Here is a 20,771-nt window from a genome sequence, read left to right on the forward strand (position 1 = left end):
GAGGCGCATTATAGGGAGTTCTCCGCGGGCCGCAACCGCTAAATGACAGAAAAATGACTGACTGCTGCATTCCCCAGCAAAACCCCTCCTTATACCCTTTTACACACAGAGTTATCCACAGCGCTTCGAAAAAGTGAAAATATGCGAGCGTTGCGCAAACGTTTTCGTTAAAATGCTCGCGCTTAACAAGGAGGCCTCGTCAGGTGTGTTAGATGAGTTTTTCGCTGGAAAATTCATCTAACGCTCTCTGTAATCGTGAAATCCAGGGGATTTACCATGCAACAACGTCGTCCAGTCCGCCGCGCTCTGCTCAGTGTTTCTGATAAAGCCGGTATCGTCGAATTCGCTCAGGCACTTTCCGCACGCGGTGTAGAGCTGCTTTCTACAGGCGGTACCGCTCGCCTGTTAGCAGATAAAGGTCTGCCGGTAACCGAAGTGTCCGACTACACCGGTTTCCCGGAAATGATGGATGGACGCGTCAAAACCCTGCATCCGAAAGTGCACGGCGGCATTCTGGGTCGTCGCGGTCAGGACGACGGCATTATGGAACAGCATGATATCGCGCCTATCGATATGGTTGTTGTTAACCTCTACCCGTTTGCCCAGACCGTCGCCCGCGAAGGCTGCTCTCTGGAAGATGCGGTTGAGAATATTGATATCGGCGGCCCAACCATGGTGCGCTCCGCGGCGAAGAACCATAAAGATGTGGCCATCGTGGTGAAGAGCAGCGACTACAGCGCTATTATTAATGAGATGGATGCTAACGACGGCTCCCTCACTCTCGAAACCCGCTTCGACCTTGCGATTAAGGCGTTCGAACACACCGCCGCGTACGACAGCATGATTGCCAACTACTTCGGTAGCCTGGTTCCTGCCTACCACGGTGAAAGCAAAGATCCTTCTGGCCGCTTCCCGCGCACCCTGAACCTGAACTTCATTAAGAAGCAGGATATGCGTTACGGTGAGAACAGCCACCAGCAGGCTGCCTTCTATATAGAAGAAGAGGTAAAAGAAGCCTCCGTTGCGACCGCTCAGCAGGTGCAGGGCAAAGCGCTCTCCTATAACAACATTGCCGACACCGACGCCGCGCTGGAATGCGTGAAAGAGTTCAGCGAGCCAGCCTGCGTTATCGTCAAGCACGCCAACCCGTGCGGCGTTGCAGTAAGCACCTCTATTCTGGATGCCTACGATCGCGCCTACAAAACCGACCCGACCTCCGCATTCGGCGGCATTATTGCCTTCAACCGCGAGCTGGATGCCGAGACCGCGCAGGCCATTATCTCCCGCCAGTTTGTCGAAGTGATCATCGCGCCGTCCGCGTCCGAAGAAGCGCTGAAAATCACCTCGGCGAAACAGAACGTGCGCGTACTGGTTTGCGGCCAGTGGGCGGAGCGCGTGCCGGGCCTGGACTTCAAGCGCGTGAATGGCGGTCTGCTGGTTCAGGATCGCGATTTGGGTATGGTGACAGAAGCCGACCTGCGCGTGGTGACCAAACGTCAGCCGACCGAACAGGAGCTGCGCGACGCGCTGTTCTGCTGGAAAGTGGCGAAGTTCGTGAAATCCAACGCCATCGTCTATGCCAAAGAGAACATGACCATCGGGATAGGCGCAGGCCAGATGAGCCGCGTTTACTCTGCGAAAATCGCGGGTATTAAAGCAGGTGACGAAGGCCTGGAAGTGAAAGGCTCCGCCATGGCCTCTGACGCCTTCTTCCCGTTCCGTGACGGTATCGATGCTGCGGCTGCGGTGGGCATCACCTGTGTGATCCAGCCTGGCGGCTCTATCCGCGACGACGAGGTGATTGCCGCTGCCGACGAACACGGCATCGCAATGATCTTCACCGACATGCGCCACTTCCGCCATTAATTCCCGGAGCAGAAAATGAAAGTATTAGTGATTGGTAACGGCGGGCGCGAGCACGCTCTGGCGTGGAAAGCGGCGCAGTCTCCGCAGGTTAAAACTGTCTTCGTGGCACCGGGTAACGCCGGTACCGCACTGGAACCCGCGCTGCAGAACGTGGCTATCGGCGTGACCGATATCCCGGCGCTGCTGAGCTTTGCCCAGACCGAGAACATCGACCTGACCATCGTCGGCCCGGAAGCGCCGCTGGTAATTGGCGTGGTTGACGCCTTCCGCGCTGCGGGCCTGAAAATCTTCGGCCCAACGGAAGGTGCCGCACAGCTGGAAGGCTCCAAAGCCTTCACCAAAGATTTCCTCGCGCGTCATAACATTCCGACGGCGGAGTATCAGAACTTCACCGACGTCGAGCCCGCGCTGGCTTACCTGCGTGAAAAAGGCGCGCCGATTGTCATCAAAGCCGACGGTCTGGCCGCCGGGAAAGGCGTTATCGTGGCGATGACGCTCGAAGAAGCCGAAGCGGCCGTTCAGGATATGCTGGCAGGCAACGCCTTTGGCGACGCGGGCCACCGCATCGTGATCGAAGAGTTCCTCGACGGCGAAGAGGCGAGCTTTATCGTAATGGTCGACGGCGAGCACGTTCTGCCGATGGCCACCAGCCAGGATCACAAGCGCGTGGGCAATGGCGATACCGGCCCCAACACCGGCGGGATGGGCGCTTACTCCCCTGCTCCCGTTGTTACCGATGAGGTGCATCAGCGCACCATGGACCGCATCATCTGGCCTACCGTGAAGGGCATGGCGGCGGAAGGCAATACCTACACCGGTTTCCTCTACGCGGGCCTGATGATTGACAAGCAGGGTAACCCGAAGGTGATTGAATTCAACTGCCGCTTCGGCGATCCGGAAACCCAGCCCATCATGCTGCGCATGAAATCCGACCTGGTGGATCTGTGTCTGGCGGCCTGCGAAGGCAAGCTGGACGAGAAAACCTCAGAGTGGGACGAGCGTGCGTCTCTGGGCGTGGTGATTGCTGCGGGTGGCTATCCGGGGAACTACAGCACCGGAGATGAGATCCACGGCCTGCCGCTGGAAGAGATTGACGGCGCGAAGGTGTTCCACGCCGGTACGAAGCTGGCTGACGATGACCGCGTGCTCACCAACGGCGGCCGCGTGCTGTGTGCGACCGCACTGGGCCAGACCGTGGCAGAAGCGCAGAAACGCGCCTATGCGCTGATGGCGGATATTCACTGGAACGGCAGCTTCAGCCGTCAGGATATCGGTTATCGTGCTATTGCGCGGGAGCAGGGGGAGTAATTTCCCCCTCACCCTGACCCTCTCCCTCAAGGGAGAGGGAACTTAAATCAAAAACTTTTCTCTGTCGGCTGCCAGGTGCAGAAGTCTTCGTTCGCCACCAGCAGCAGCTGAGAGCCTTCCGGCGCCTCAAGCCACGCCACGCTCACTTCCATAGACGAATGCCGCTGACGGCGCTGAATGTGTTCGGTTGCCCAGGATTCAAGCTCAGGCTTTACGGTCTGCCCTTCGCAGGTGGTCACCGTGCCATCGGCATGCCAGCGCCCCTGGCGCAGCACCACGCGGCCCTGACGCAGCGCGTCGCTGGTCTGACGGAGCTGTTCGGCGCGGTAGCGGTAAAGGGCGACCTGATCGCTGGAAAGCTGCTGTTTCAACCCGCTGACTTCATGCTGCATAAAGCTCAGCTCGCCGTGGTCGTCGAAACGCACCTTCACGTGTTCGGGGGTCTTGCTGTAGATGTTCAGTTCAATCAGCGATAGCGCATCGCCCTGCCAGCGGTACTCTGCGGTCGAGGTGTTACCGTTATGCCACGGGCTGAACGCGGTAAGCATATGGACTTCATCGCTGGAATCTTTACGCCAGATCCTGACCGCGCCCTGGTTGTCAGCATAGCCGCTGGCGGTAAACGGGGGGAGTGAGGAATCATGGCTACAGGCAGACAGCAACAGTACGCCTGCCAGCGCGAGCGTGCCACGCCAGAATGACAAAAGGGGCGTTGCCGCCCCTTCGTTAAAACTGTTCACTGCCACGCGTCTTACTTAACTGCGTCTTTCAGTGCTTTACCAGAAACAAATGCCGGCACGTTAGCTGCGGCGATTTTGATTTCTTTACCGGTCTGCGGGTTGCGGCCAGTACGCTCAGCGCGGTGGTTCACTTTGAAGGTACCGAAACCAACCAGTTGTACAGCATCGCCTTCTTTCAGAGACTCAGTAATAGCAGCCAGGGTAGATTCCAGAGCAGCTTTAGCCTGCACTTTAGACAGATCAGCCTTGTCCGCAATTACATCAATCAGTTGAGTCTTGTTCATAAGTTATCCTTTCAATGTGTTTATCGCTTGCTAAGCATCGAGTGCGACGAAAATGCCAAAAAAGCACTCTCCTGCATACACGCACCGATAGCCACTTTTTTTCGCCCCCCAAATGTAGACCAGACGGGGGGCAGAAGGGAAGAGTCGAGGTGCGACAAAACAGGCGTTAAATCACGTTTTGTTGTCTCATTGGTTAAAAATTATACCAATATTGCTCTCACCGGCCTCACGCAGGTCCGCGCGCAGCCCTTTGATCAGCTCAATATCACGCTCTTCACACTCTGCCAGCAGGCGGAAAATCTCCCACTGAATGTCCCATTCCTGTTCAACCGCCGGGTTAGCACGCAGCTCTTCGTCGGTCATTTCGCGGCCTTCCTGCGTCATTTCCAGCATCGCGACGGTCGTGATGGACGCCTTACTGACTTCGATGGCGTGCTCCAGCGTTTCACCGCTCAGACGAGAGTGGATCAGCTCGCTCAACGCCACGCAGGCGTCGATTGCCGGATAAACGCCGTACAGGTCGTAATCGTCCGCCGCCGGGATCGCCTCTTCCAGCTTTTCGAGCTGTGAATCGAAGTTCACCTTTGCGTCTTTCACCGTCAGCGTCTCCCAGATCAAATCCAGGATACGTCGATAAATCTGGCCTTCGCCAAACTCCGTTTGCTTACAGAACGCGGCATAGTTGGGATACATGCGCTCGCACAGGCAAGCCATAAACGTCACGTGCTGCCAGCTTTCCAGCTTCTCAAGGCGCAGATGAATCGGGTTTTGTAACATGATGATGTCTCGAATCGAAAATTAGCCGCAGTTTACCTGAATCACGGCTGAATTTCCTGCCAACGAATGAATGCCGGACGTGAAGAGGCAACGGCGTCAGCCCAGCGGGTTGGCTCCGGTAACCGATAGCCCTTCATGCAGCGCTGCACCCACGCCAGCGCGCTGTCCATGCTCACCCGATGCCCGGTGGCGATAAACAGCGGATTACAGCGCGCTTTACTGCGCCAGACCCACGCCAACTGCTCGCCTTTATGGATAAGCGGCGCCAGCGCGCCCGGTTCGGCAGAAAGCGGCTCAAACGCGCCGCACAGGCGTTTTTTCGCCACGCCGATGGTCGGCACGTCCACCAGCAGACCAAAGTGGCTGGCGACGCCTAAGCGACGCGGATGGGAGATACCGTGCCCGTCAACAAACAGGAGGTCAGGTTTTTGCGAGAGTTGCTCCCACGCTGCCAGCAGCGCGGGGTATTCGCGGAAGGAGAGAAAGCCGGGAATATAGGGCATGGTGGTGGCGATACGCGCCACCTTGTACTCCACCAGCTCCAGCGACGGGTATTTCAGCACCACCATCGCCGCCCGCGTCACTTCACCGCCCTGCTCGAACCCGACGTCCGCCCCGCCAATGTACTGCGGGGGATCCTTATCCAGACGATCCTCGCGGATCACCGATGAAGCCAGTTCGATTTGCTGAGCGCGTAGCGACGCGAGATCCATAACCACTCCTTACTTGTGATACTGGGCAGAAAGCCGATGCACCGCCTCCACAAATACGCCTGCGTGTTCAGGCGGCACATCCTGATGAATGCCGTGGCCGAGGTTAAAGACGTGGCCTTCACCCTGGCCGAAACCAGACAGTATAGTCGACACTTCCTCTTCGATGCGGGCAGGCTGAGCATAGAGCATGGACGGGTCCATGTTGCCCTGTAGCGCCACTTTGTCGCCCACGCGACGGCGCGCATCGGCAATATCGGTGGTCCAGTCGAGGCCCAGCGCGTCGCAGCCGGTGGCCGCCATCGCTTCCAGCCACTGGCCGCCACCTTTGGTGAACAGCGTCACCGGCACGCGGCGACCTTCGTTTTCACGCAGCAGGCCGTCAACGATTTTGTGCATGTAGTACAGGGAGAACTGCTGATAATCACGTCCGGTCAGCACGCCGCCCCAGGTGTCGAAAATCATCACCGACTGCGCACCCGCTTTAATCTGCGCGTTGAGGTAGAGCGTAACGCTCTTCGCCAGCTTGTCGAGCAGCGCATGCAGCGCCAGCGGTTCGGCGTACATCATCTTTTTAATCATGGTGAAGGCTTTGCTGCTGCCGCCTTCAACCATGTAGGTGGCCAGCGTCCACGGGCTGCCAGAGAAGCCAATCAGCGGCACTTCGCCCTTCAGCTCGCGGCGAATGGTGCGCACGGCGTTCATCACGTAGCCCAGCTCGCCTTCCGGATCGGGGATCGGCAGCTTATCGACGTCAGCTTTGCTTTTGATCGGCGAGGTAAAGCGCGGGCCCTCGCCGGTTTCGAAATAGAGCCCCAGGCCCATCGAGTCCGGAATGGTAAGAATGTCCGAAAAGAGAATGGCGGCATCCAGCGGGAAGCGGCGCAGCGGCTGGAGCGTCACTTCACAGGCCAGCTCGGCGTTTTTGCACAGCGACATAAAATCGCCCGCCTGCGCGCGCGTGGCTTTGTACTCTGGCAGATAGCGTCCCGCCTGGCGCATCATCCACACCGGGGTGACATCAACGGGCTGGCGCAGCAGCGCACGCAGATAACGATCGTTCTTCAGTTCGGTCATTTTGCAGTTCCTTATTGCGTCAGTCCGTCAGTGTAACACTACTCATACTCGGCCCGACACATTGCCACAGTATCTTCTATCAGGCGACGCGCCACCGTTCCCGGAGGGGGTAACAGCGGTAAATTGTCGTAGCGGTACCAGTTCGCCTCCAGCAGCTCTTTCTGGTCGATAACAATCTCGCCGCTGTCATATTCCGCCATAAACGCGGTCATCAGAGACATCGGGAACGGCCACGGCTGGGAGGTCACGTAACGCAGGTTCTTCACCTTGATGCTGCTCTCCTCCATCACCTCGCGCGCCACCGCCTGCTCCAGCGTTTCGCCGACTTCGACGAACCCGGCGAGGACGGTATGAATGCCGTTGCGATGACGGGTATGTTGCGCCAGCAGGATGGAATCATCACGGCGGATGGCGACGATGATGCACGGCGCGATTTGCGGGTAGTAGCGTTCACGGCAGTGGCCGCAGAGCAGCGCCCATTCGGTTTTGCTTGGGTGCATGGTGTGGCCGCAGTAACCGCAATATTTGTGCGAACGGTAAAACTCCGCCAGCTGCACGCCGCGCCCCGCCAGCTGGAACAGGCCGACGTCAAGATCTAACACCTGACGTACGGATCCCATATCCTGACGGCGCGCCTGTTGGATCAACCACACGGGATCGCCCTGCCACTCGCCGATCTTCAGCGCGGGCTGGCCCACCAGATCGAACGTTTCCGCGGTACCGTAGGGCAACTCTCCTGAGGGCAGCCATAATTTTTGTTCGTGGCTGACGATCCACCAACCCAGATCTGATTTTTCAATAATACGATCCATATCTATTGCACTACCTTCGCTTCACTGACATGTTGTTAGCATTGTGGTTACATTTTGGATAAGCAGATCCCATTCTAAACCTTATGGAGTCGACCATGTTAAACCAGCTGGAAAGCCTGACTGAGCGCGTTGGAGGAAGTAACACCCTGGTGGATCGCTGGCTACATGTGCGCAAGCATCTCCTTGTGGCGTATTACAATCTGGTCGGTCTTAAGCCTGGCAAAGAATCCTTTATGCGGCTGAACGAAAAAGCGCTGGATGATTTTTGTCAGAGCCTGGTCGACTACCTCTCCGACGGCCATTTCAACATTTATGAACGCATTATCCGCGAAATGGAAGGGACAGCGCCGTATTTAGCGGCCAGCAAACTCTGTCCGCAGCTGGAAGCCAATACCCAGCAGATCATGGACTATTACGATTCCACACTCGAGAACGCCATCGATCACGATAACTATCTTGAGTTCCAGCAGGCGCTGTCCGACCTGGGCGAAGCGCTGGAAGAGCGATTCACGCTGGAAGATAAGCTCATCGCCCTCGTACTGGATAACAACCTGAATATCAGCAGCAGCGATAACGTTGCGCGCCCTGCTTGAGTTCTTAACCGTTAACGAGTAATTTACAACCAGTCGCCCCTCTGCGGAGGGGGATTTTTCTTGTCGGAGTGCCCAGTGTGTAAGCACGGGCTGAGACCGTTAATTCGGGATCCGCGGAACCTGATCAGGTTAATACCTGCGAAGGGAACAAGAGTCACGCTGCTGTTGTATCGCCCCTGGGGCGATCTCCTCTTGCTTCATCCGTCGTCTGACAAGCCATGTCCTTCACTTCTGGAATGAGCTATGTCTACAACAAAACTGACCCGCCGCGAACAGCGTGCACAGGCCCAACACTTCATCGACACCCTGGAAGGCACCGCTTTCCCGAACTCGAAACGCATCTACATCACCGGTTCACAGGCCGATATCCGCGTGCCGATGCGCGAAATCCAGCTCAGCCCGACGCTTATCGGCGGCAGCAAAGAGAACCCCCAGTATGAAGACAACGAAGCCGTGCCGGTATACGACACCTCCGGCCCATACGGTGATCCTGATGTTGCTATCAACGTCCAGCAGGGTCTGGCAAAGCTGCGCCAGCCGTGGATTGAGGCGCGTAACGACTGCGAAGAACTGAGCGTACGCAGTTCTGCGTACACCAAAGAACGCCTGGCCGACGACGGTCTGGACGAGCTGCGCTTTACCGGCCTGCTGACGCCAAAACGCGCCAGAGCGGGCAAATGCGTCACCCAGCTGCACTACGCGCGCCAGGGTATCGTCACGCCGGAGATGGAGTTCATCGCCATCCGCGAAAACATGGGCCGCGAGCGCATCCGCAGCGAAATATTGCGCCACCAGCATCCGGGTGAAGGCTTTGGCGCTCGCCTGCCGGAGAACATCACGCCGGAGTTTGTGCGTGACGAAGTGGCCGCCGGGCGCGCGATTATCCCCGCCAACATCAACCACCCGGAATCGGAGCCGATGATTATCGGCCGCAACTTCCTGGTGAAGGTCAACGCCAACATCGGCAACTCTGCCGTCACCTCGTCCATCGAAGAAGAGGTGGAAAAGCTGGTCTGGTCCACGCGCTGGGGCGCGGACACGGTGATGGACCTCTCCACTGGCCGTTACATCCACGAAACCCGCGAGTGGATCCTGCGTAACAGCCCGGTACCGATCGGCACCGTCCCGATTTACCAGGCGCTGGAGAAGGTCAACGGCATCGCCGAAAACCTCACCTGGGAAGCGTTCCGCGACACGCTGCTGGAGCAGGCGGAACAGGGCGTGGACTACTTCACCATCCACGCGGGCGTGCTGCTGCGCTACGTGCCGATGACGGCGAAACGTCTGACCGGCATCGTCTCACGCGGTGGCTCCATCATGGCGAAATGGTGCCTGTCCCATCATCAGGAAAACTTCCTCTACGAGCACTTCCGCGAGATCTGCGAAATCTGCGCCGCGTACGACGTCTCGCTGTCGCTGGGCGACGGCCTGCGTCCTGGCTCCATCCGCGACGCCAACGACGAAGCGCAGTTTGCCGAGCTGCACACCCTGGGCGAGCTGACCAAAATCGCCTGGGAGTATGACGTGCAGGTGATGATTGAAGGCCCGGGCCACGTGCCGATGCAGATGATCCGCCGCAACATGACCGAGGAGCTGGAGCACTGCCACGAAGCGCCGTTCTACACTCTGGGGCCGTTGACCACAGATATCGCACCGGGCTACGACCACTTCACCTCCGGGATTGGCGCGGCGATGATCGGCTGGTTTGGCTGCGCCATGCTCTGCTACGTGACGCCGAAAGAGCACCTCGGCCTGCCCAACAAAGAGGACGTTAAGCAGGGACTGATTACCTACAAGATTGCCGCCCACGCGGCGGATCTGGCGAAAGGCCATCCGGGGGCGCAAATCCGCGACAACGCCATGTCCAAAGCGCGCTTTGAATTCCGCTGGGAAGACCAGTTTAACCTGGCGCTGGATCCGTTCACCGCCCGCGCCTATCACGACGAGACCCTGCCGCAGGAGTCGGGCAAGGTGGCGCACTTCTGCTCCATGTGTGGGCCAAAATTCTGCTCGATGAAAATCAGCCAGGAGGTGCGGGATTACGCCGCCGCGCAGACCATTGAAGTCGGTATGGCGGACATGTCGGAAACCTTCCGCGCCAGAGGCGGCGAAATTTACCTCAAAAAAGAGGAGGCGTAATGTACAAGCCCGATTTCCCCTCCGTGCCCTTTCGCTTAGGGCTTTACCCGGTGGTGGACAGCGTGGAGTGGATCGCCCGCCTGCTGGAGGCCGGCGTTCGCACCCTCCAGCTGCGCATCAAAGATAAGCGTGATGAAGAGGTGGAGGCCGACGTCGTCGCCTCCATCGCGCTGGGGCATCGCTACAATGCCCGCCTGTTTATCAACGACTACTGGCGGCTGGCCGTTAAGCACCGGGCGTACGGCGTGCATTTGGGCCAGGAGGATCTGGAAACCACCGATCTAAACGCCATTCGCCAGGCTGGCCTGCGCCTTGGCGTTTCAACACACGATGATATGGAAATCGACGTGGCGCTGGCGGCACGCCCCTCCTACATCGCCCTCGGTCACGTTTTTCCGACGCAAACCAAGCAGATGCCTTCTGCCCCGCAGGGTCTGACGCAGCTGGCGAGCCACGTTAAGCGCCTTGCCGATTACCCGACCGTCGCCATCGGTGGAATCAGCCTTGAACGCGCCCCGGCGGTGCTGGAGACCGGCGTCGGCAGTATCGCCGTCGTCAGCGCTATCACCCAGGCGGCAGACTGGCGGTCCGCTACCGCGCAGCTTTTACAGCTGGCAGGAGCAGGCGATGAATGACCGCGATTTTATGCGCTACAGCCGCCAGATCCTGCTGGAGGATATCGCCATTGACGGGCAGCAAAAGCTGCTCGCCAGCCGGGTACTGATTGTCGGCCTAGGCGGATTAGGCGCGCCCGCCGCGCTGTATCTGGCCGGTGCGGGCGTGGGCACGCTGGTGCTGGCCGATGACGACGAGGTGCACCTCAGCAACCTGCAACGGCAAATCCTCTTCACGACTGAAGATGTTAACCAGCCTAAAGCGCAGATCACCCGGCAGCGGCTTAACCAGCTTAATCCGGATATCGAACTGATTGCGCTCCAGACGCGGCTTAGCGGAGACGAGCTGCAACGTGAAGTTGCCCTTGCCGACGCGGTGCTGGACTGCACGGACAACATGGCGACGCGTCAGGCCATCAACGCGGCCTGTGTTGCACAGAACACGCCGCTGATCACCGCCAGCGCGGTCGGTTTCGGCGGGCAGATAATGGTGCTTACGCCGCCGTGGGCGCAGGGCTGTTACCGCTGCCTGTGGCCGGACGAGGCTGAACCGGAGCGTAACTGCCGCACGGCAGGCATTCTTGGCCCGGTGGTGGGCGTGATGGGTACCCTTCAGGCACTGGAGGCTATCAAGCTGCTCAGCGGCATGGAGACGGAACGCAACACGCTCCGGCTGTTCGACGCCCGCTCCAGCGGCTGGCGCCATCTGGCACTACACCGCGCCAGCCACTGCCCGGTATGCGGAGGCCACGATGCGCATTCTGTTTAACGATGAGCCGATGACGTGCGACGACGGTCTCACCGTTGCCGCCCTGCTCGACAAATTGCGCCAGCTCAAGCCGGGAACGGCGCTGGCGCTCAATCAACAGATCCTGCCGCGCGAGCAGTGGGAACTTCAGCAGGTCAATGAAGGCGACCAGATCCTGCTGTTTCAGGTTATCGCAGGGGGCTGAGATGTTACGTATTGCTGATAAAGTCTTTAATTCACATCTGTTTACCGGAACCGGCAAATTCGCCTCGCCGCAGCTGATGGTGGATGCTATTCGTGAAAGCGGCAGCCAGCTGGTGACGCTGGCAATGAAGCGCGTGGATCTGCGCCAGCACAACGATGCCATACTTGCGCCGCTCCTGGAGGCAGGCGTGACGCTGCTGCCCAACACCTCCGGCGCGAAAACGGCCGAGGAGGCGATTTTCGCCGCACAGCTGGCGCGGGAAGCGCTCGGTACCCGCTGGCTGAAGCTGGAAATTCACCCGGACGCCCGCTGGCTGCTGCCCGACCCGATCGAGACCCTGAAAGCCGCAGAAAAGCTGGTGCAGCAGGGGTTTACCGTTCTGCCTTACTGCGGCGCGGATCCCGTGCTGTGTAAGCGTCTGGAAGAGGTCGGCTGCGCCGCCGTCATGCCGCTGGGGGCGCCCATTGGCTCCAATCAGGGGCTGGAAACCCGCGCGATGCTGGAGATCATCATCGAGCAGGCGACCGTGCCGGTGGTGGTGGATGCGGGGATCGGCGTGCCCAGCCATGCCGCGCAGGCGCTGGAAATGGGGGCCGACGCGGTGCTGGTGAATACCGCCATTGCGGTGGCCGACGACCCGGTCATAATGGCGCGTGCGTTTCGTCTCGCCGTGGAGGCTGGCGTGCTGGCCAGAGAGTCCGGCCCCGGCTCGCGCAGTTTTCAGGCACAGGCCACCAGCCCGCTGACCGGTTTTCTGGAGGCGCTCTCATGAGCACGTTTACCGAGCGCTGGCGCGAGCTTAACTGGGACGATATTGCCCTGCGCATCAACAGCAAAACGGCGGCTGACGTGGAGCGCGCGCTGAATGCCCGTCATCTGAACCGGGAGGATTTAATGGCCCTGCTCTCCCCGGCGGCCAGCGCCTACCTTGAACCGATGGCGCAGCGCGCCCAGCGCCTCACCCGGCAGCGGTTTGGCAACACGGTGAGCTTCTACGTCCCGCTCTATCTTTCGAACCTGTGCGCCAACGACTGTACCTACTGTGGTTTTTCCATGAGCAACCGCATCAAGCGGAAAACGCTCGATGAGCATGAGATCGCCCGCGAGTGTGCTGCTATTCGTGAAATGGGGTTCGAACATCTTCTGCTGGTCACGGGCGAGCATCAGGGGAAAGTGGGAATGGACTATTTCCGCCAGCATCTGCCTGCGATACGTCGGGAGTTTGCGTCGTTGCAGATGGAGGTTCAGCCCCTGTCGCAGGACGAGTATGCGGAGTTAAAAACGCTCGGGCTGGACGGCGTTATGGTCTATCAGGAAACCTACCACGAGGCGACGTACGCGCGGCATCACCTGAAAGGGAAGAAGCAGGATTTTTTCTTCCGGCTGGAAACGCCAGACAGGCTGGGCCGCGCCGGGATCGACAAAATCGGGTTGGGTGCGCTAATTGGGCTTTCCGATAGCTGGCGGGTAGATTGCTACATGGTGGCAGAACATCTGCTGTGGCTGCAACAGCACTACTGGCAGACCCGATACTCCATCTCCTTCCCACGCCTGCGCCCCTGCGCAGGCGGCATTGAACCGGCTTCGCTGATGGATGAACGCCAGCTGGTGCAGACCATCTGCGCGTTTCGCCTGCTCGCCCCGGAAGTGGAGTTATCGCTCTCAACGCGTGAATCCCCGGCGTTTCGCGATCGCGTCATCCCGCTGGCGATTAACAACGTCAGCGCATTTTCCAAAACGCAGCCTGGCGGGTATGCAGACGATCATCCGGAGCTGGAGCAGTTTGCACCGCATGACGGACGGCGTCCGGAAGCCGTTGCCGCCGCCCTGACGGCACAGGGTTTACAGCCTGTCTGGAAAGACTGGGACAGCTGGCTGGGAAGAGCCTCGCAATGACGATGTAACGCACTGCAACACGGTAGAAAATTATCGAGGCGTTACGGAAAGGTAAAACCGGATGATTGTCAGCGATCGTCCGGTTTTTTATTGTCATCAGGTCAGCAACGGATGCTGACCAGGGCGAAAAGCTTCTTCCTCGTTTCGCCCTGCCTCCGATTCCGTGCATAAGAGGGGCGCAAAAATATGGATAAGGAATTTCTTAGTGATTCTTAAGATAAATCATCTCGCCTGAAATCGTGTTCCGTATAATTCACCGCTAACCGCAGGACAGCGACTATGCTGAGAGGATATCGGCAGACGAAAAATATTCACCATCAGGATCGATGTACAACTCATGGCACTTCACAGCAAAAAGCTCTCTTTCACCCGACCCATTATGCTCAGCTTCGCGGGGATTCTGTGCAGTTTTGCGCTGATCGCGGTCGTGGTAACTCTTTCACAACGAAAGGATTTCCTTGAGGACTATCATAAGATTAATGGCAATTTCACCCATAACCTTGCGGTGAACTACACCGAGTCAATCCTGCGTGAAAACGACTATATCCTGGGCCGCTCCGCGATGTATTTTGCACGCGATGACAGGCTAAACGAGACCCTCTACGTCAACCCGACGCAAGGGCTGCAGATGATGATGCATTTGCAAAACCTGATGCCGACCGTGTCATCCATCTCGCTGGCAGACACGCAGGGACATTATCTGCGCGCCCCGGAAGTGCTCCAGACGGAAAAGAGTAAAACCTTCGATCCCCGGACGCGTCCGTGGTTTGTCGCCCATGCTGAAGCCAGTATATTCAGCCACTACACCCGTCCCTATATGGACTACTTCAACGGTCATCCGACGGTCACACTCTATAAACCGTTGATTTCACCAGAAGGTCGACTTAAAGGTACGATTGCGTTTCATCTCGACTTAACGTCAATGGGCTACACCCTGCGTCAGATGGTCGCCCCTGTTCAGGGGGAATTCTTCGTCGTCGAACGCGATGGCGCCGTCGTGCTGCACCCTGATACGGGCGTGCTTTTCAAACAGTACGTCAGCGAAGCGCTGATGGATAAAATGACCAGCGGCGAAGGCCACCTTTACGATAAGAAAACCGACGCCTGGTATTACTACTACTCATTTACCAACCCGGACTGGTTTGTCATCTACAGGGTCTCTGGCGCAACGCTTACCGATATCACCCGACACGAAACGACAATCGTAGGCTGGGGTTTCGCGCTGGCGGCCATCATTATCATTCTCTTCGGCCTCTATCTGCGTCATGCCTCGCGTACCGTGTTGATGACCATTATCAATGCGATCAAAACGGGCAATGTGAGCCAGGCGCCGCGTCTGGAAGCGATGCTGAGCCACACCATTCAGTCCAATAAAGAGCGTGAGATGGCGTATGTTCGTCAGGCCACTCACGATGCGCTGACCGGCTGCAAAAACCGCCGTGCGTTCGATAACGATGTGGAGGAATTATTAAATGCCCACCAGCCTTTCGCGATGGCGCTGGTTGATATTGATAACTTCAAGTCAATTAACGACACGTGGGGACACCTGAGCGGCGACATTGTCCTGCGTAACGTGGCGCGCGAGGGGATCCAGATAATGCAGCCCCACCACGTCTCGGTCTATCGCTACGGTGGTGAAGAGTTCGCGGTAATTTTCCAGGCCGAGCAGATCGCTGCCGCATTTTCATTGCTTGACGCATGGCGCACCGCCGTTGAAAGACGCGTGTGGCGGGAAGAAAATCTGCACGTCACGTTCAGCGCGGGTCTGGGTGAATGGCATTTCGAACCGCTGGAACAATTTGTAGGTAGCGTTGATAACGCGCTCTACAGTGCTAAAAAGCAGGGAAAAAACCGTATTGTTCGCACTGCCGTCGGCTGACTTTCTCTCTTACTGGAAGAATTGTAACCGGTTTCAGAAAAATGCCGCTTTCTTTGTGATGCCTGACACACAATCGCGGTAAAGCGGTTGTTGAAGCTCTCTGCGCAGGATAATTATCAATAAACACATGTAGATCGAGGCTGATTATGAAGAACATCGTTTTATGCTGTGCAGCGGGAATGTCAACCAGCATGCTGGTTCAACGTATGAAAGATGCCGCGCAGAAAAAAGGGGTTGAAGTCACCATTAAAGCCGTTCCGGTTGCGGAGTTTAAAGACAATATCGCGACGGCCGACATCGTATTACTGGGGCCACAGGTCAAATACGAGCAGGCTAAACTGCAGGCACAGGCCGACCCGCTGGGCAAAAAGGTCGCGGTGATCGACATGATGGATTACGGCATGATGAAAGGCGATGCCGTACTGGAAAAAGCGCTTAAACTGCTGGAGTCATAATGGAAGACTTAGAAACCACAATCATGGAACTGCTGGTCAACGCCGGTGCGGCCCGCAGTGCGGCCCTGACGGCTCTGCAGATGGCGCGTAAAGGTGAGTTTGACGAAGCTGAAAAAGCGATGGAAGAATCCCGCGAATATGTGAAGCACGCGCATACGATCCAGACGCAGCTTATTGGACTTGACGAAGGGACCGGGAAACTGCCTGTTAACTTGATCACCGTTCATTCTCAGGACCACCTGATGAACGCGATGGTTATTCAGGATCTGGCGGGCGATATGATTGAGCTTTATCGACGCATCCCGCTAGTGAATTGAAGAAATGCAGATATAAAAAAACCCGCCGAGGCGGGTTTTTTATTTACGGCATCAACGATTACTCGTTGTCGGAACCGCCCAGACCTGCGTTCAGCAGTTCTGCCAGGCTCGCGGATGCATCTTCAGCAGTAACCTGCGGTGCTGCTGGCAGTTCGCCCGCAGCGCGACGACGCATACGATCCTGATGGTACGCATAACCGGTACCGGCAGGGATCAGACGACCCACGATGACGTTCTCTTTCAGACCGCGCAGTTCATCACGTTTACCTGCAACAGCGGCTTCGGTCAGGACACGAGTCGTTTCCTGGAACGATGCTGCGGAGATGAAGGACTCGGTTGCCAGAGACGCTTTGGTGATACCCAGCAGATCGCGTGCGAAGGTCGCACCGATTTTGCCGTTCGCTTCCAGATCGCGGTTAGCGATCTTAACGCGTGAGTATTCAACCTGCTCGCCTTCCAGGAAGTCGGAGCTGCCCGCGTTTTCGATGGTTGCTTTACGCAGCATCTGACGAACGATAACTTCGATGTGCTTATCGTTAATCTTAACGCCCTGCAGGCGGTATACGTCCTGTACTTCGTTAACGATGTAACGAGTAACAGCATGCACACCACGCAGACGCAGGATGTCGTGCGGCGCTTCTGGGCCGTCGGAAACCACGTCACCACGTTCTACACGTTCGCCTTCGAACACGTTGAGCTGACGCCACTTAGGAATCATCTCTTCGTACGGCTCGCTGCCATCTACTGGGGTGATAACCAGACGGCGCTTACCTTTAGTCTCTTTACCGAAGGAGATGATCCCGCTGATTTCAGCCAGGATTGCAGGCTCTTTCGGACGACGTGCTTCGAACAGGTCCGCAACGCGTGGCAGACCACCGGTGATGTCCTTGGTACCGCCGGATTCCTGAGGAATACGCGCCAGGGTGTCACCAGAGCTGATCTGTACGCCATCTTCCAGCTGTACAATCGCTTTACCCGGCAGGAAGTACTGCGCAGGCATATCGGTACCCGGGATCAGAACGTCGTTACCCTGAGCATCAACGATTTTCAGTGCAGGACGCAGATCTTTACCGCCGGTAGTACGTTCAGCAGAATCCAGAACCACCAGAGAAGACAGACCGGTCAGCTCGTCGGTCTGACGAGTAATGGTCTGGCCGTCGATCATGTCAGTAAAGCGGATGAAACCACTTACTTCGGTGATTACCGGCATGGTGTGTGGATCCCAGTTTGCAACGGTTTCACCGCCGGCAACCTGCTCGCCATCACCTTTCGCCATAACCGCACCGTAAGGCACTTTATAGCTCTCTTTGGTACGACCGAATTCGTCGATCAGCTTCAGCTCGGTGTTACGAGAGGTCACAACCAGCTTGCCTGCGGAGTTAACAACAGACTTCGCGTTGCTGAGCTTGATGCTACCTTTGTTTTTCACCTGAATGCTGGATTCAGCAGCCGCACGAGATGCCGCACCACCGATGTGGAACGTACGCATCGTCAGCTGTGTACCCGGCTCACCGATGGACTGTGCCGCGATAACGCCGATGGCTTCACCTTTGTTGATGATGTGGCCACGCGCCAGGTCACGACCGTAGCAGTGCGCACACACACCAAAGTCGGTGTCACAGGATACAACGGAACGCACTTTCACAGAGTCAACAGAGTTCGCTTCCAGCAGGTCACACCACTGTTCGTGCAGCAGGGTGTTGCGTGGAACCAGAATGTCTGCAGTGCCCGGCTTCAGAATGTCTTCCGCGGTCACACGACCCAGTACGCGATCGCGCAGCGGCTCTTTAACATCACCACCCTCGATAACCGGGGTCATGGTGATACCTTCGAGGGTGCCACAATCGTCTTCGGTCACAACCAGATCCTGCGCAACGTCAACCAGACGACGCGTCAGATAACCGGAGTTCGCTGTCTTCAGTGCGGTATCCGCCAGACCTTTACGCGCACCGTGCGTGGAGATGAAGTACTGGAGTACGTTCAGACCTTCACGGAAGTTCGCGGTGATTGGCGTTTCGATGATGGAGCCATCTGGCTTCGCCATCAGACCACGCATACCTGCCAGCTGACGAATCTGTGCTGCAGAACCACGCGCACCGGAGTCGGCCATCATGTAGATGCTGTTGAAGGAAACCTGCTGCTCTTCGACGCCGTCACGGTTAATCACGGTTTCGGTTTGCAGGTTATCCATCATCGCTTTGGATACACGATCGTTCGCCGCTGCCCAGATATCGATAACTTTGTTGTAGCGTTCGCCCGCGGTTACCAGACCAGACTGGAACTGCTCCTGGATCTCAGCAACTTCAGCTTCCGCTTCAGAGATGATCTCGTGTTTCTTCTCTGGGATGACCATATCATCGATACCAACAGATGCACCTGAACGCGCTGCATAAGCAAAGCCGGTATACATTGTCTGGTCAGCGAAGATAACGGTCGGCTTCAGACCCAGAATGCGGTAACAGGTGTTCAGCATTTTGGAGATCGCTTTCTTGCCCAGCGCCTGGTTGACGATGGAGAAAGGCAGACCTTTCGGTACGATCATCCACAGAATGGCACGGCCAATGGTCGTGTCTTTCAGGCTGGTCTTCGCAACGAATTCGCCGTTTGCATCTTTTTCGTATTCGGTGATACGCACTTTAACGCGCGCATGCAGAGAGGCCAGGCCAGCGCGATAAATACGCTCAGCTTCTTTCGGGCCAGTCAGCACCATGCCTTCGCCTTTGGCGTTAACACAGTCACGGGTCATGTAGTACAGACCCAATACAACGTCCTGAGAAGGAACGATAATTGGTTCACCGTTCGCTGGAGACAGGATGTTGTTGGTAGACATCATCAGCGCACGCGCTTCAAGCTGGGCTTCCAGCGTCAGCGGTACGTGAACAGCCATCTGGTCACCATCGAAGTCGGCGTTATAGGCCGCACAAACCAGCGGGTGCAGCTGGATAGCTTTACCTTCGATCAGGACTGGCTCAAATGCCTGGATACCCAGACGGTGCAGGGTTGGTGCACGGTTCAGCAGTACCGGGTGTTCGCGGATAACTTCGTCCAGGATATCCCAAACGACAGCTTCTTCACGCTCAACCATTTTCTTAGCGGCTTTGATGGTGGTGGCCAGGCCACGCAGCTCCAGCTTGCCGTAGATGAACGGTTTGAACAGCTCCAGTGCCATTTTCTTCGGCAGACCGCACTGATGCAGACGCAGGTATGGACCTACGGTGATTACAGAACGACCGGAGTAGTCAACACGCTTACCGAGCAGGTTCTGACGGAAACGACCCTGCTTACCTTTGATCATGTCGGCCAAAGATTTCAGAGGACGCTTGTTAGAACCGGTGATCGCACGACCGCGACGACCGTTATCCAGCAGGGCATCTACCGCTTCCTGCAGCATACGTTTTTCGTTGCGTACGATGATGTCCGGCGCAGCCAGATCCAGCAGACGTTTCAGACGGTTGTTACGGTTGATAACGCGACGATACAGATCGTTCAGATCGGACGTTGCGAAACGACCGCCATCCAGCGGAACCAGCGGACGCAGATCTGGCGGCAGAACCGGCAGAACGGTCAGGATCATCCACTCTGGTTTGTTACCAGACTGAACGAACGCTTCCAGCAGTTTGATACGCTTGGTCAGCTTTTTACGCTTGGTTTCGGAGTTGGTTTCGTTCAGCTCTTCACGCAGCTGCTCGCACTCCTGCTCCAGATCCATGCTCTTCAGCAGGGCCTGAATAGCTTCCGCACCCATCTTCGCGTCGAATTCGTCACCGAACTCTTCCAGCGCGTCCAGATACTGCTCTTCAGTCAGGATCTGGTGACGTTCCAGGTTCGTCATCCCGCCTTCGATAACTACATAAGATTCGAAGTACAGAACACGTTCGATATCGCGCAGCGGCATATCCAGCAGCAGACCGATACGGGACGGCAGAGATTTCAGGAACCAGATGTGAGCAGTCGGAGACGCCAGCTCGATGTGGCCCATACGCTCACGGCGTACTTTAGTCTGGGTCACTTCAACGCCGCACTTCTCACAGATCACACCGCGGTGTTTCAGGCGCTTGTACTTACCGCACAGGCACTCGTAGTCTTTTACTGGCCCGAAAATACGCGCACAGAAAAGGCCGTCACGCTCAGGTTTGAACGTACGGTAGTTGATGGTTTCCGGCTTTTTAACTTCACCGAAAGACCATGAACGGATCATGTCTGGCGAAGCCAGAGCAATTTTGATCGCATCAAACTCTTCGGTTTTAGTCTGCGCTTTCAGAAACTTTAATAAATCTTTCACGGATTTGCTCCCGTCGGAGTTAGCACAATCCGGTGCCGGGGGTTAACCCGGCACCAGTGACCTGTTTGA

19 protein-coding genes and 1 riboswitch are annotated in these 20,771 nt (G+C 57.1%); of the genes, 12 read left to right on the forward strand and 7 right to left on the reverse strand.

Features of this window, described 5'->3' with window-relative positions:
• The first annotated feature begins 276 nt into the window (after window positions 1-276).
• Together purH and purD are read left to right on the forward strand one after the other, a co-directional pair.
• Window positions 277-1,866 carry a bifunctional phosphoribosylaminoimidazolecarboxamide formyltransferase/IMP cyclohydrolase gene (gene purH, locus IM284_RS19225; protein ID WP_028015111.1) on the forward strand — a complete coding sequence of 530 codons (1,590 nt, stop codon included), beginning with the start codon at window positions 277-279 and terminating at the stop codon, window positions 1,864-1,866.
• A 15-nt stretch (window positions 1,867-1,881) separates the two neighbouring features.
• Window positions 1,882-3,174, forward strand: a complete 1,293-nt coding sequence (gene purD, locus IM284_RS19230) for a phosphoribosylamine--glycine ligase (RefSeq protein WP_045261355.1) — start codon at window positions 1,882-1,884, stop codon at window positions 3,172-3,174.
• A gap of 47 nt (window positions 3,175-3,221) precedes the next feature.
• Here the strand turns inward: purD and IM284_RS19235 are convergent, their stop codons facing one another.
• The 6 genes from IM284_RS19235 to nudC all read right to left on the reverse strand — a co-directional run bounded on the left by IM284_RS19235 (window position 3,222) and on the right by nudC (window position 7,574).
• Window positions 3,222-3,914, reverse strand: a complete 693-nt coding sequence (locus IM284_RS19235) for a DUF1481 domain-containing protein (RefSeq protein WP_028015109.1) — start codon at window positions 3,912-3,914, stop codon at window positions 3,222-3,224.
• A gap of 11 nt (window positions 3,915-3,925) precedes the next feature.
• Complete coding sequence (hupA, locus tag IM284_RS19240) at window positions 3,926-4,198, reverse strand: nucleoid-associated protein HU-alpha (RefSeq protein ID WP_002445246.1); 273 nt, start codon at window positions 4,196-4,198, stop codon at window positions 3,926-3,928.
• Window positions 4,199-4,384: 186 nt separating this feature from the next.
• Window positions 4,385-4,975 (reverse strand): YjaG family protein, encoded by a 591-nt coding sequence (locus IM284_RS19245; protein WP_022646712.1) that lies wholly within the window; start codon window positions 4,973-4,975, stop codon window positions 4,385-4,387.
• 41 nt (window positions 4,976-5,016) lie between these two features.
• The gene (nfi, locus tag IM284_RS19250; protein WP_010425928.1) at window positions 5,017-5,688 is read right to left on the reverse strand and encodes a deoxyribonuclease V; all 672 of its coding nucleotides are present in this window, start codon (window positions 5,686-5,688) and stop codon (window positions 5,017-5,019) included.
• A gap of 9 nt (window positions 5,689-5,697) precedes the next feature.
• A complete protein-coding gene (gene hemE, locus IM284_RS19255; RefSeq protein WP_047366768.1) occupies window positions 5,698-6,762 on the reverse strand; it encodes a uroporphyrinogen decarboxylase in 1,065 nt (354 codons plus the stop codon).
• A 38-nt stretch (window positions 6,763-6,800) separates the two neighbouring features.
• The gene (nudC, locus tag IM284_RS19260) at window positions 6,801-7,574 is read right to left on the reverse strand and encodes an NAD(+) diphosphatase (RefSeq protein WP_047363705.1); all 774 of its coding nucleotides are present in this window, start codon (window positions 7,572-7,574) and stop codon (window positions 6,801-6,803) included.
• A gap of 95 nt (window positions 7,575-7,669) precedes the next feature.
• Between nudC and IM284_RS19265 the strand changes: the two genes are divergently transcribed.
• From IM284_RS19265 to IM284_RS19310, 10 genes are all read left to right on the forward strand, one after another.
• The gene (locus tag IM284_RS19265; protein WP_047366767.1) at window positions 7,670-8,167 is read left to right on the forward strand and encodes an Rsd/AlgQ family anti-sigma factor; all 498 of its coding nucleotides are present in this window, start codon (window positions 7,670-7,672) and stop codon (window positions 8,165-8,167) included.
• 54 nt (window positions 8,168-8,221) lie between these two features.
• Window positions 8,222-8,331: riboswitch (TPP riboswitch) on the forward strand.
• 79 nt (window positions 8,332-8,410) lie between these two features.
• Complete coding sequence (thiC, locus tag IM284_RS19270; protein ID WP_041911590.1) at window positions 8,411-10,306, forward strand: phosphomethylpyrimidine synthase ThiC; 1,896 nt, start codon at window positions 8,411-8,413, stop codon at window positions 10,304-10,306.
• The gene (gene thiE / locus IM284_RS19275) at window positions 10,306-10,941 is read left to right on the forward strand and encodes a thiamine phosphate synthase (RefSeq protein ID WP_047366766.1); all 636 of its coding nucleotides are present in this window, start codon (window positions 10,306-10,308) and stop codon (window positions 10,939-10,941) included. Before thiC ends, thiE begins: the two co-directional genes overlap by 1 nt.
• Window positions 10,934-11,689, forward strand: a complete 756-nt coding sequence (locus IM284_RS19280) for a HesA/MoeB/ThiF family protein (protein ID WP_028015102.1) — start codon at window positions 10,934-10,936, stop codon at window positions 11,687-11,689. The genes thiE and IM284_RS19280 overlap by 8 nt, the downstream gene beginning before the upstream one ends.
• Window positions 11,673-11,873 carry a sulfur carrier protein ThiS gene (gene thiS / locus IM284_RS19285; RefSeq protein ID WP_028015101.1) on the forward strand — a complete coding sequence of 67 codons (201 nt, stop codon included), beginning with the start codon at window positions 11,673-11,675 and terminating at the stop codon, window positions 11,871-11,873. Before IM284_RS19280 ends, thiS begins: the two co-directional genes overlap by 17 nt.
• 1 nt (window position 11,874) lies before the next feature.
• A complete protein-coding gene (gene thiG / locus IM284_RS19290; RefSeq protein ID WP_063438505.1) occupies window positions 11,875-12,645 on the forward strand; it encodes a thiazole synthase in 771 nt (256 codons plus the stop codon).
• On the forward strand, window positions 12,642-13,769 hold the full coding sequence (gene thiH / locus IM284_RS19295; protein ID WP_047366764.1) for a 2-iminoacetate synthase ThiH: 1,128 nt from the start codon (window positions 12,642-12,644) through the stop codon (window positions 13,767-13,769). The genes thiG and thiH overlap by 4 nt, the downstream gene beginning before the upstream one ends.
• 337 nt (window positions 13,770-14,106) lie before the next feature.
• A complete protein-coding gene (locus IM284_RS19300; protein ID WP_047366763.1) occupies window positions 14,107-15,648 on the forward strand; it encodes a sensor domain-containing diguanylate cyclase in 1,542 nt (513 codons plus the stop codon).
• Between the two features lie 146 nt (window positions 15,649-15,794).
• On the forward strand, window positions 15,795-16,103 hold the full coding sequence (locus IM284_RS19305) for a PTS sugar transporter subunit IIB (RefSeq protein WP_010425948.1): 309 nt from the start codon (window positions 15,795-15,797) through the stop codon (window positions 16,101-16,103).
• Window positions 16,103-16,420 carry a PTS lactose/cellobiose transporter subunit IIA gene (locus IM284_RS19310; RefSeq protein ID WP_008503455.1) on the forward strand — a complete coding sequence of 106 codons (318 nt, stop codon included), beginning with the start codon at window positions 16,103-16,105 and terminating at the stop codon, window positions 16,418-16,420. The genes IM284_RS19305 and IM284_RS19310 overlap by 1 nt, the downstream gene beginning before the upstream one ends.
• 58 nt (window positions 16,421-16,478) lie before the next feature.
• Here the strand turns inward: IM284_RS19310 and rpoC are convergent, their stop codons facing one another.
• On the reverse strand, window positions 16,479-20,702 hold the full coding sequence (gene rpoC / locus IM284_RS19315; protein WP_028015097.1) for a DNA-directed RNA polymerase subunit beta': 4,224 nt from the start codon (window positions 20,700-20,702) through the stop codon (window positions 16,479-16,481).
• Window positions 20,703-20,771 lie beyond the last annotated feature (69 nt).

This window comes from Enterobacter cloacae complex sp. P12RS (assembly GCF_014895875.1).
GTDB lineage: Bacteria > Pseudomonadota > Gammaproteobacteria > Enterobacterales > Enterobacteriaceae > Enterobacter > Enterobacter bugandensis.

Bases quoted from the DNA above. Each gene is read 5' to 3' on its own strand.
- purH (WP_028015111.1), top strand. From the start codon at position 277: ATGCAACAACGTCGTCCAGTCCGCCGCGCTCTGCTCAGTGTTTCTGAT.
- purD (WP_045261355.1), top strand. From the start codon at position 1,882: ATGAAAGTATTAGTGATTGGTAACGGCGGGCGCGAGCACGCTCTGGCG.
- hupA (WP_002445246.1), bottom strand. From the start codon at position 4,198: ATGAACAAGACTCAACTGATTGATGTAATTGCGGACAAGGCTGATCTG.
- IM284_RS19245 (WP_022646712.1), bottom strand. From the start codon at position 4,975: ATGTTACAAAACCCGATTCATCTGCGCCTTGAGAAGCTGGAAAGCTGG.
- nfi (WP_010425928.1), bottom strand. From the start codon at position 5,688: ATGGATCTCGCGTCGCTACGCGCTCAGCAAATCGAACTGGCTTCATCG.
- hemE (WP_047366768.1), bottom strand. From the start codon at position 6,762: ATGACCGAACTGAAGAACGATCGTTATCTGCGTGCGCTGCTGCGCCAG.
- nudC (WP_047363705.1), bottom strand. From the start codon at position 7,574: ATGGATCGTATTATTGAAAAATCAGATCTGGGTTGGTGGATCGTCAGC.
- IM284_RS19265 (WP_047366767.1), top strand. From the start codon at position 7,670: ATGTTAAACCAGCTGGAAAGCCTGACTGAGCGCGTTGGAGGAAGTAAC.
- thiC (WP_041911590.1), top strand. From the start codon at position 8,411: ATGTCTACAACAAAACTGACCCGCCGCGAACAGCGTGCACAGGCCCAA.
- thiE (WP_047366766.1), top strand. From the start codon at position 10,306: ATGTACAAGCCCGATTTCCCCTCCGTGCCCTTTCGCTTAGGGCTTTAC.
- IM284_RS19280 (WP_028015102.1), top strand. From the start codon at position 10,934: ATGAATGACCGCGATTTTATGCGCTACAGCCGCCAGATCCTGCTGGAG.
- thiS (WP_028015101.1), top strand. From the start codon at position 11,673: ATGCGCATTCTGTTTAACGATGAGCCGATGACGTGCGACGACGGTCTC.
- thiG (WP_063438505.1), top strand. From the start codon at position 11,875: ATGTTACGTATTGCTGATAAAGTCTTTAATTCACATCTGTTTACCGGA.
- thiH (WP_047366764.1), top strand. From the start codon at position 12,642: ATGAGCACGTTTACCGAGCGCTGGCGCGAGCTTAACTGGGACGATATT.
- IM284_RS19300 (WP_047366763.1), top strand. From the start codon at position 14,107: ATGGCACTTCACAGCAAAAAGCTCTCTTTCACCCGACCCATTATGCTC.
- IM284_RS19305 (WP_010425948.1), top strand. From the start codon at position 15,795: ATGAAGAACATCGTTTTATGCTGTGCAGCGGGAATGTCAACCAGCATG.
- IM284_RS19310 (WP_008503455.1), top strand. From the start codon at position 16,103: ATGGAAGACTTAGAAACCACAATCATGGAACTGCTGGTCAACGCCGGT.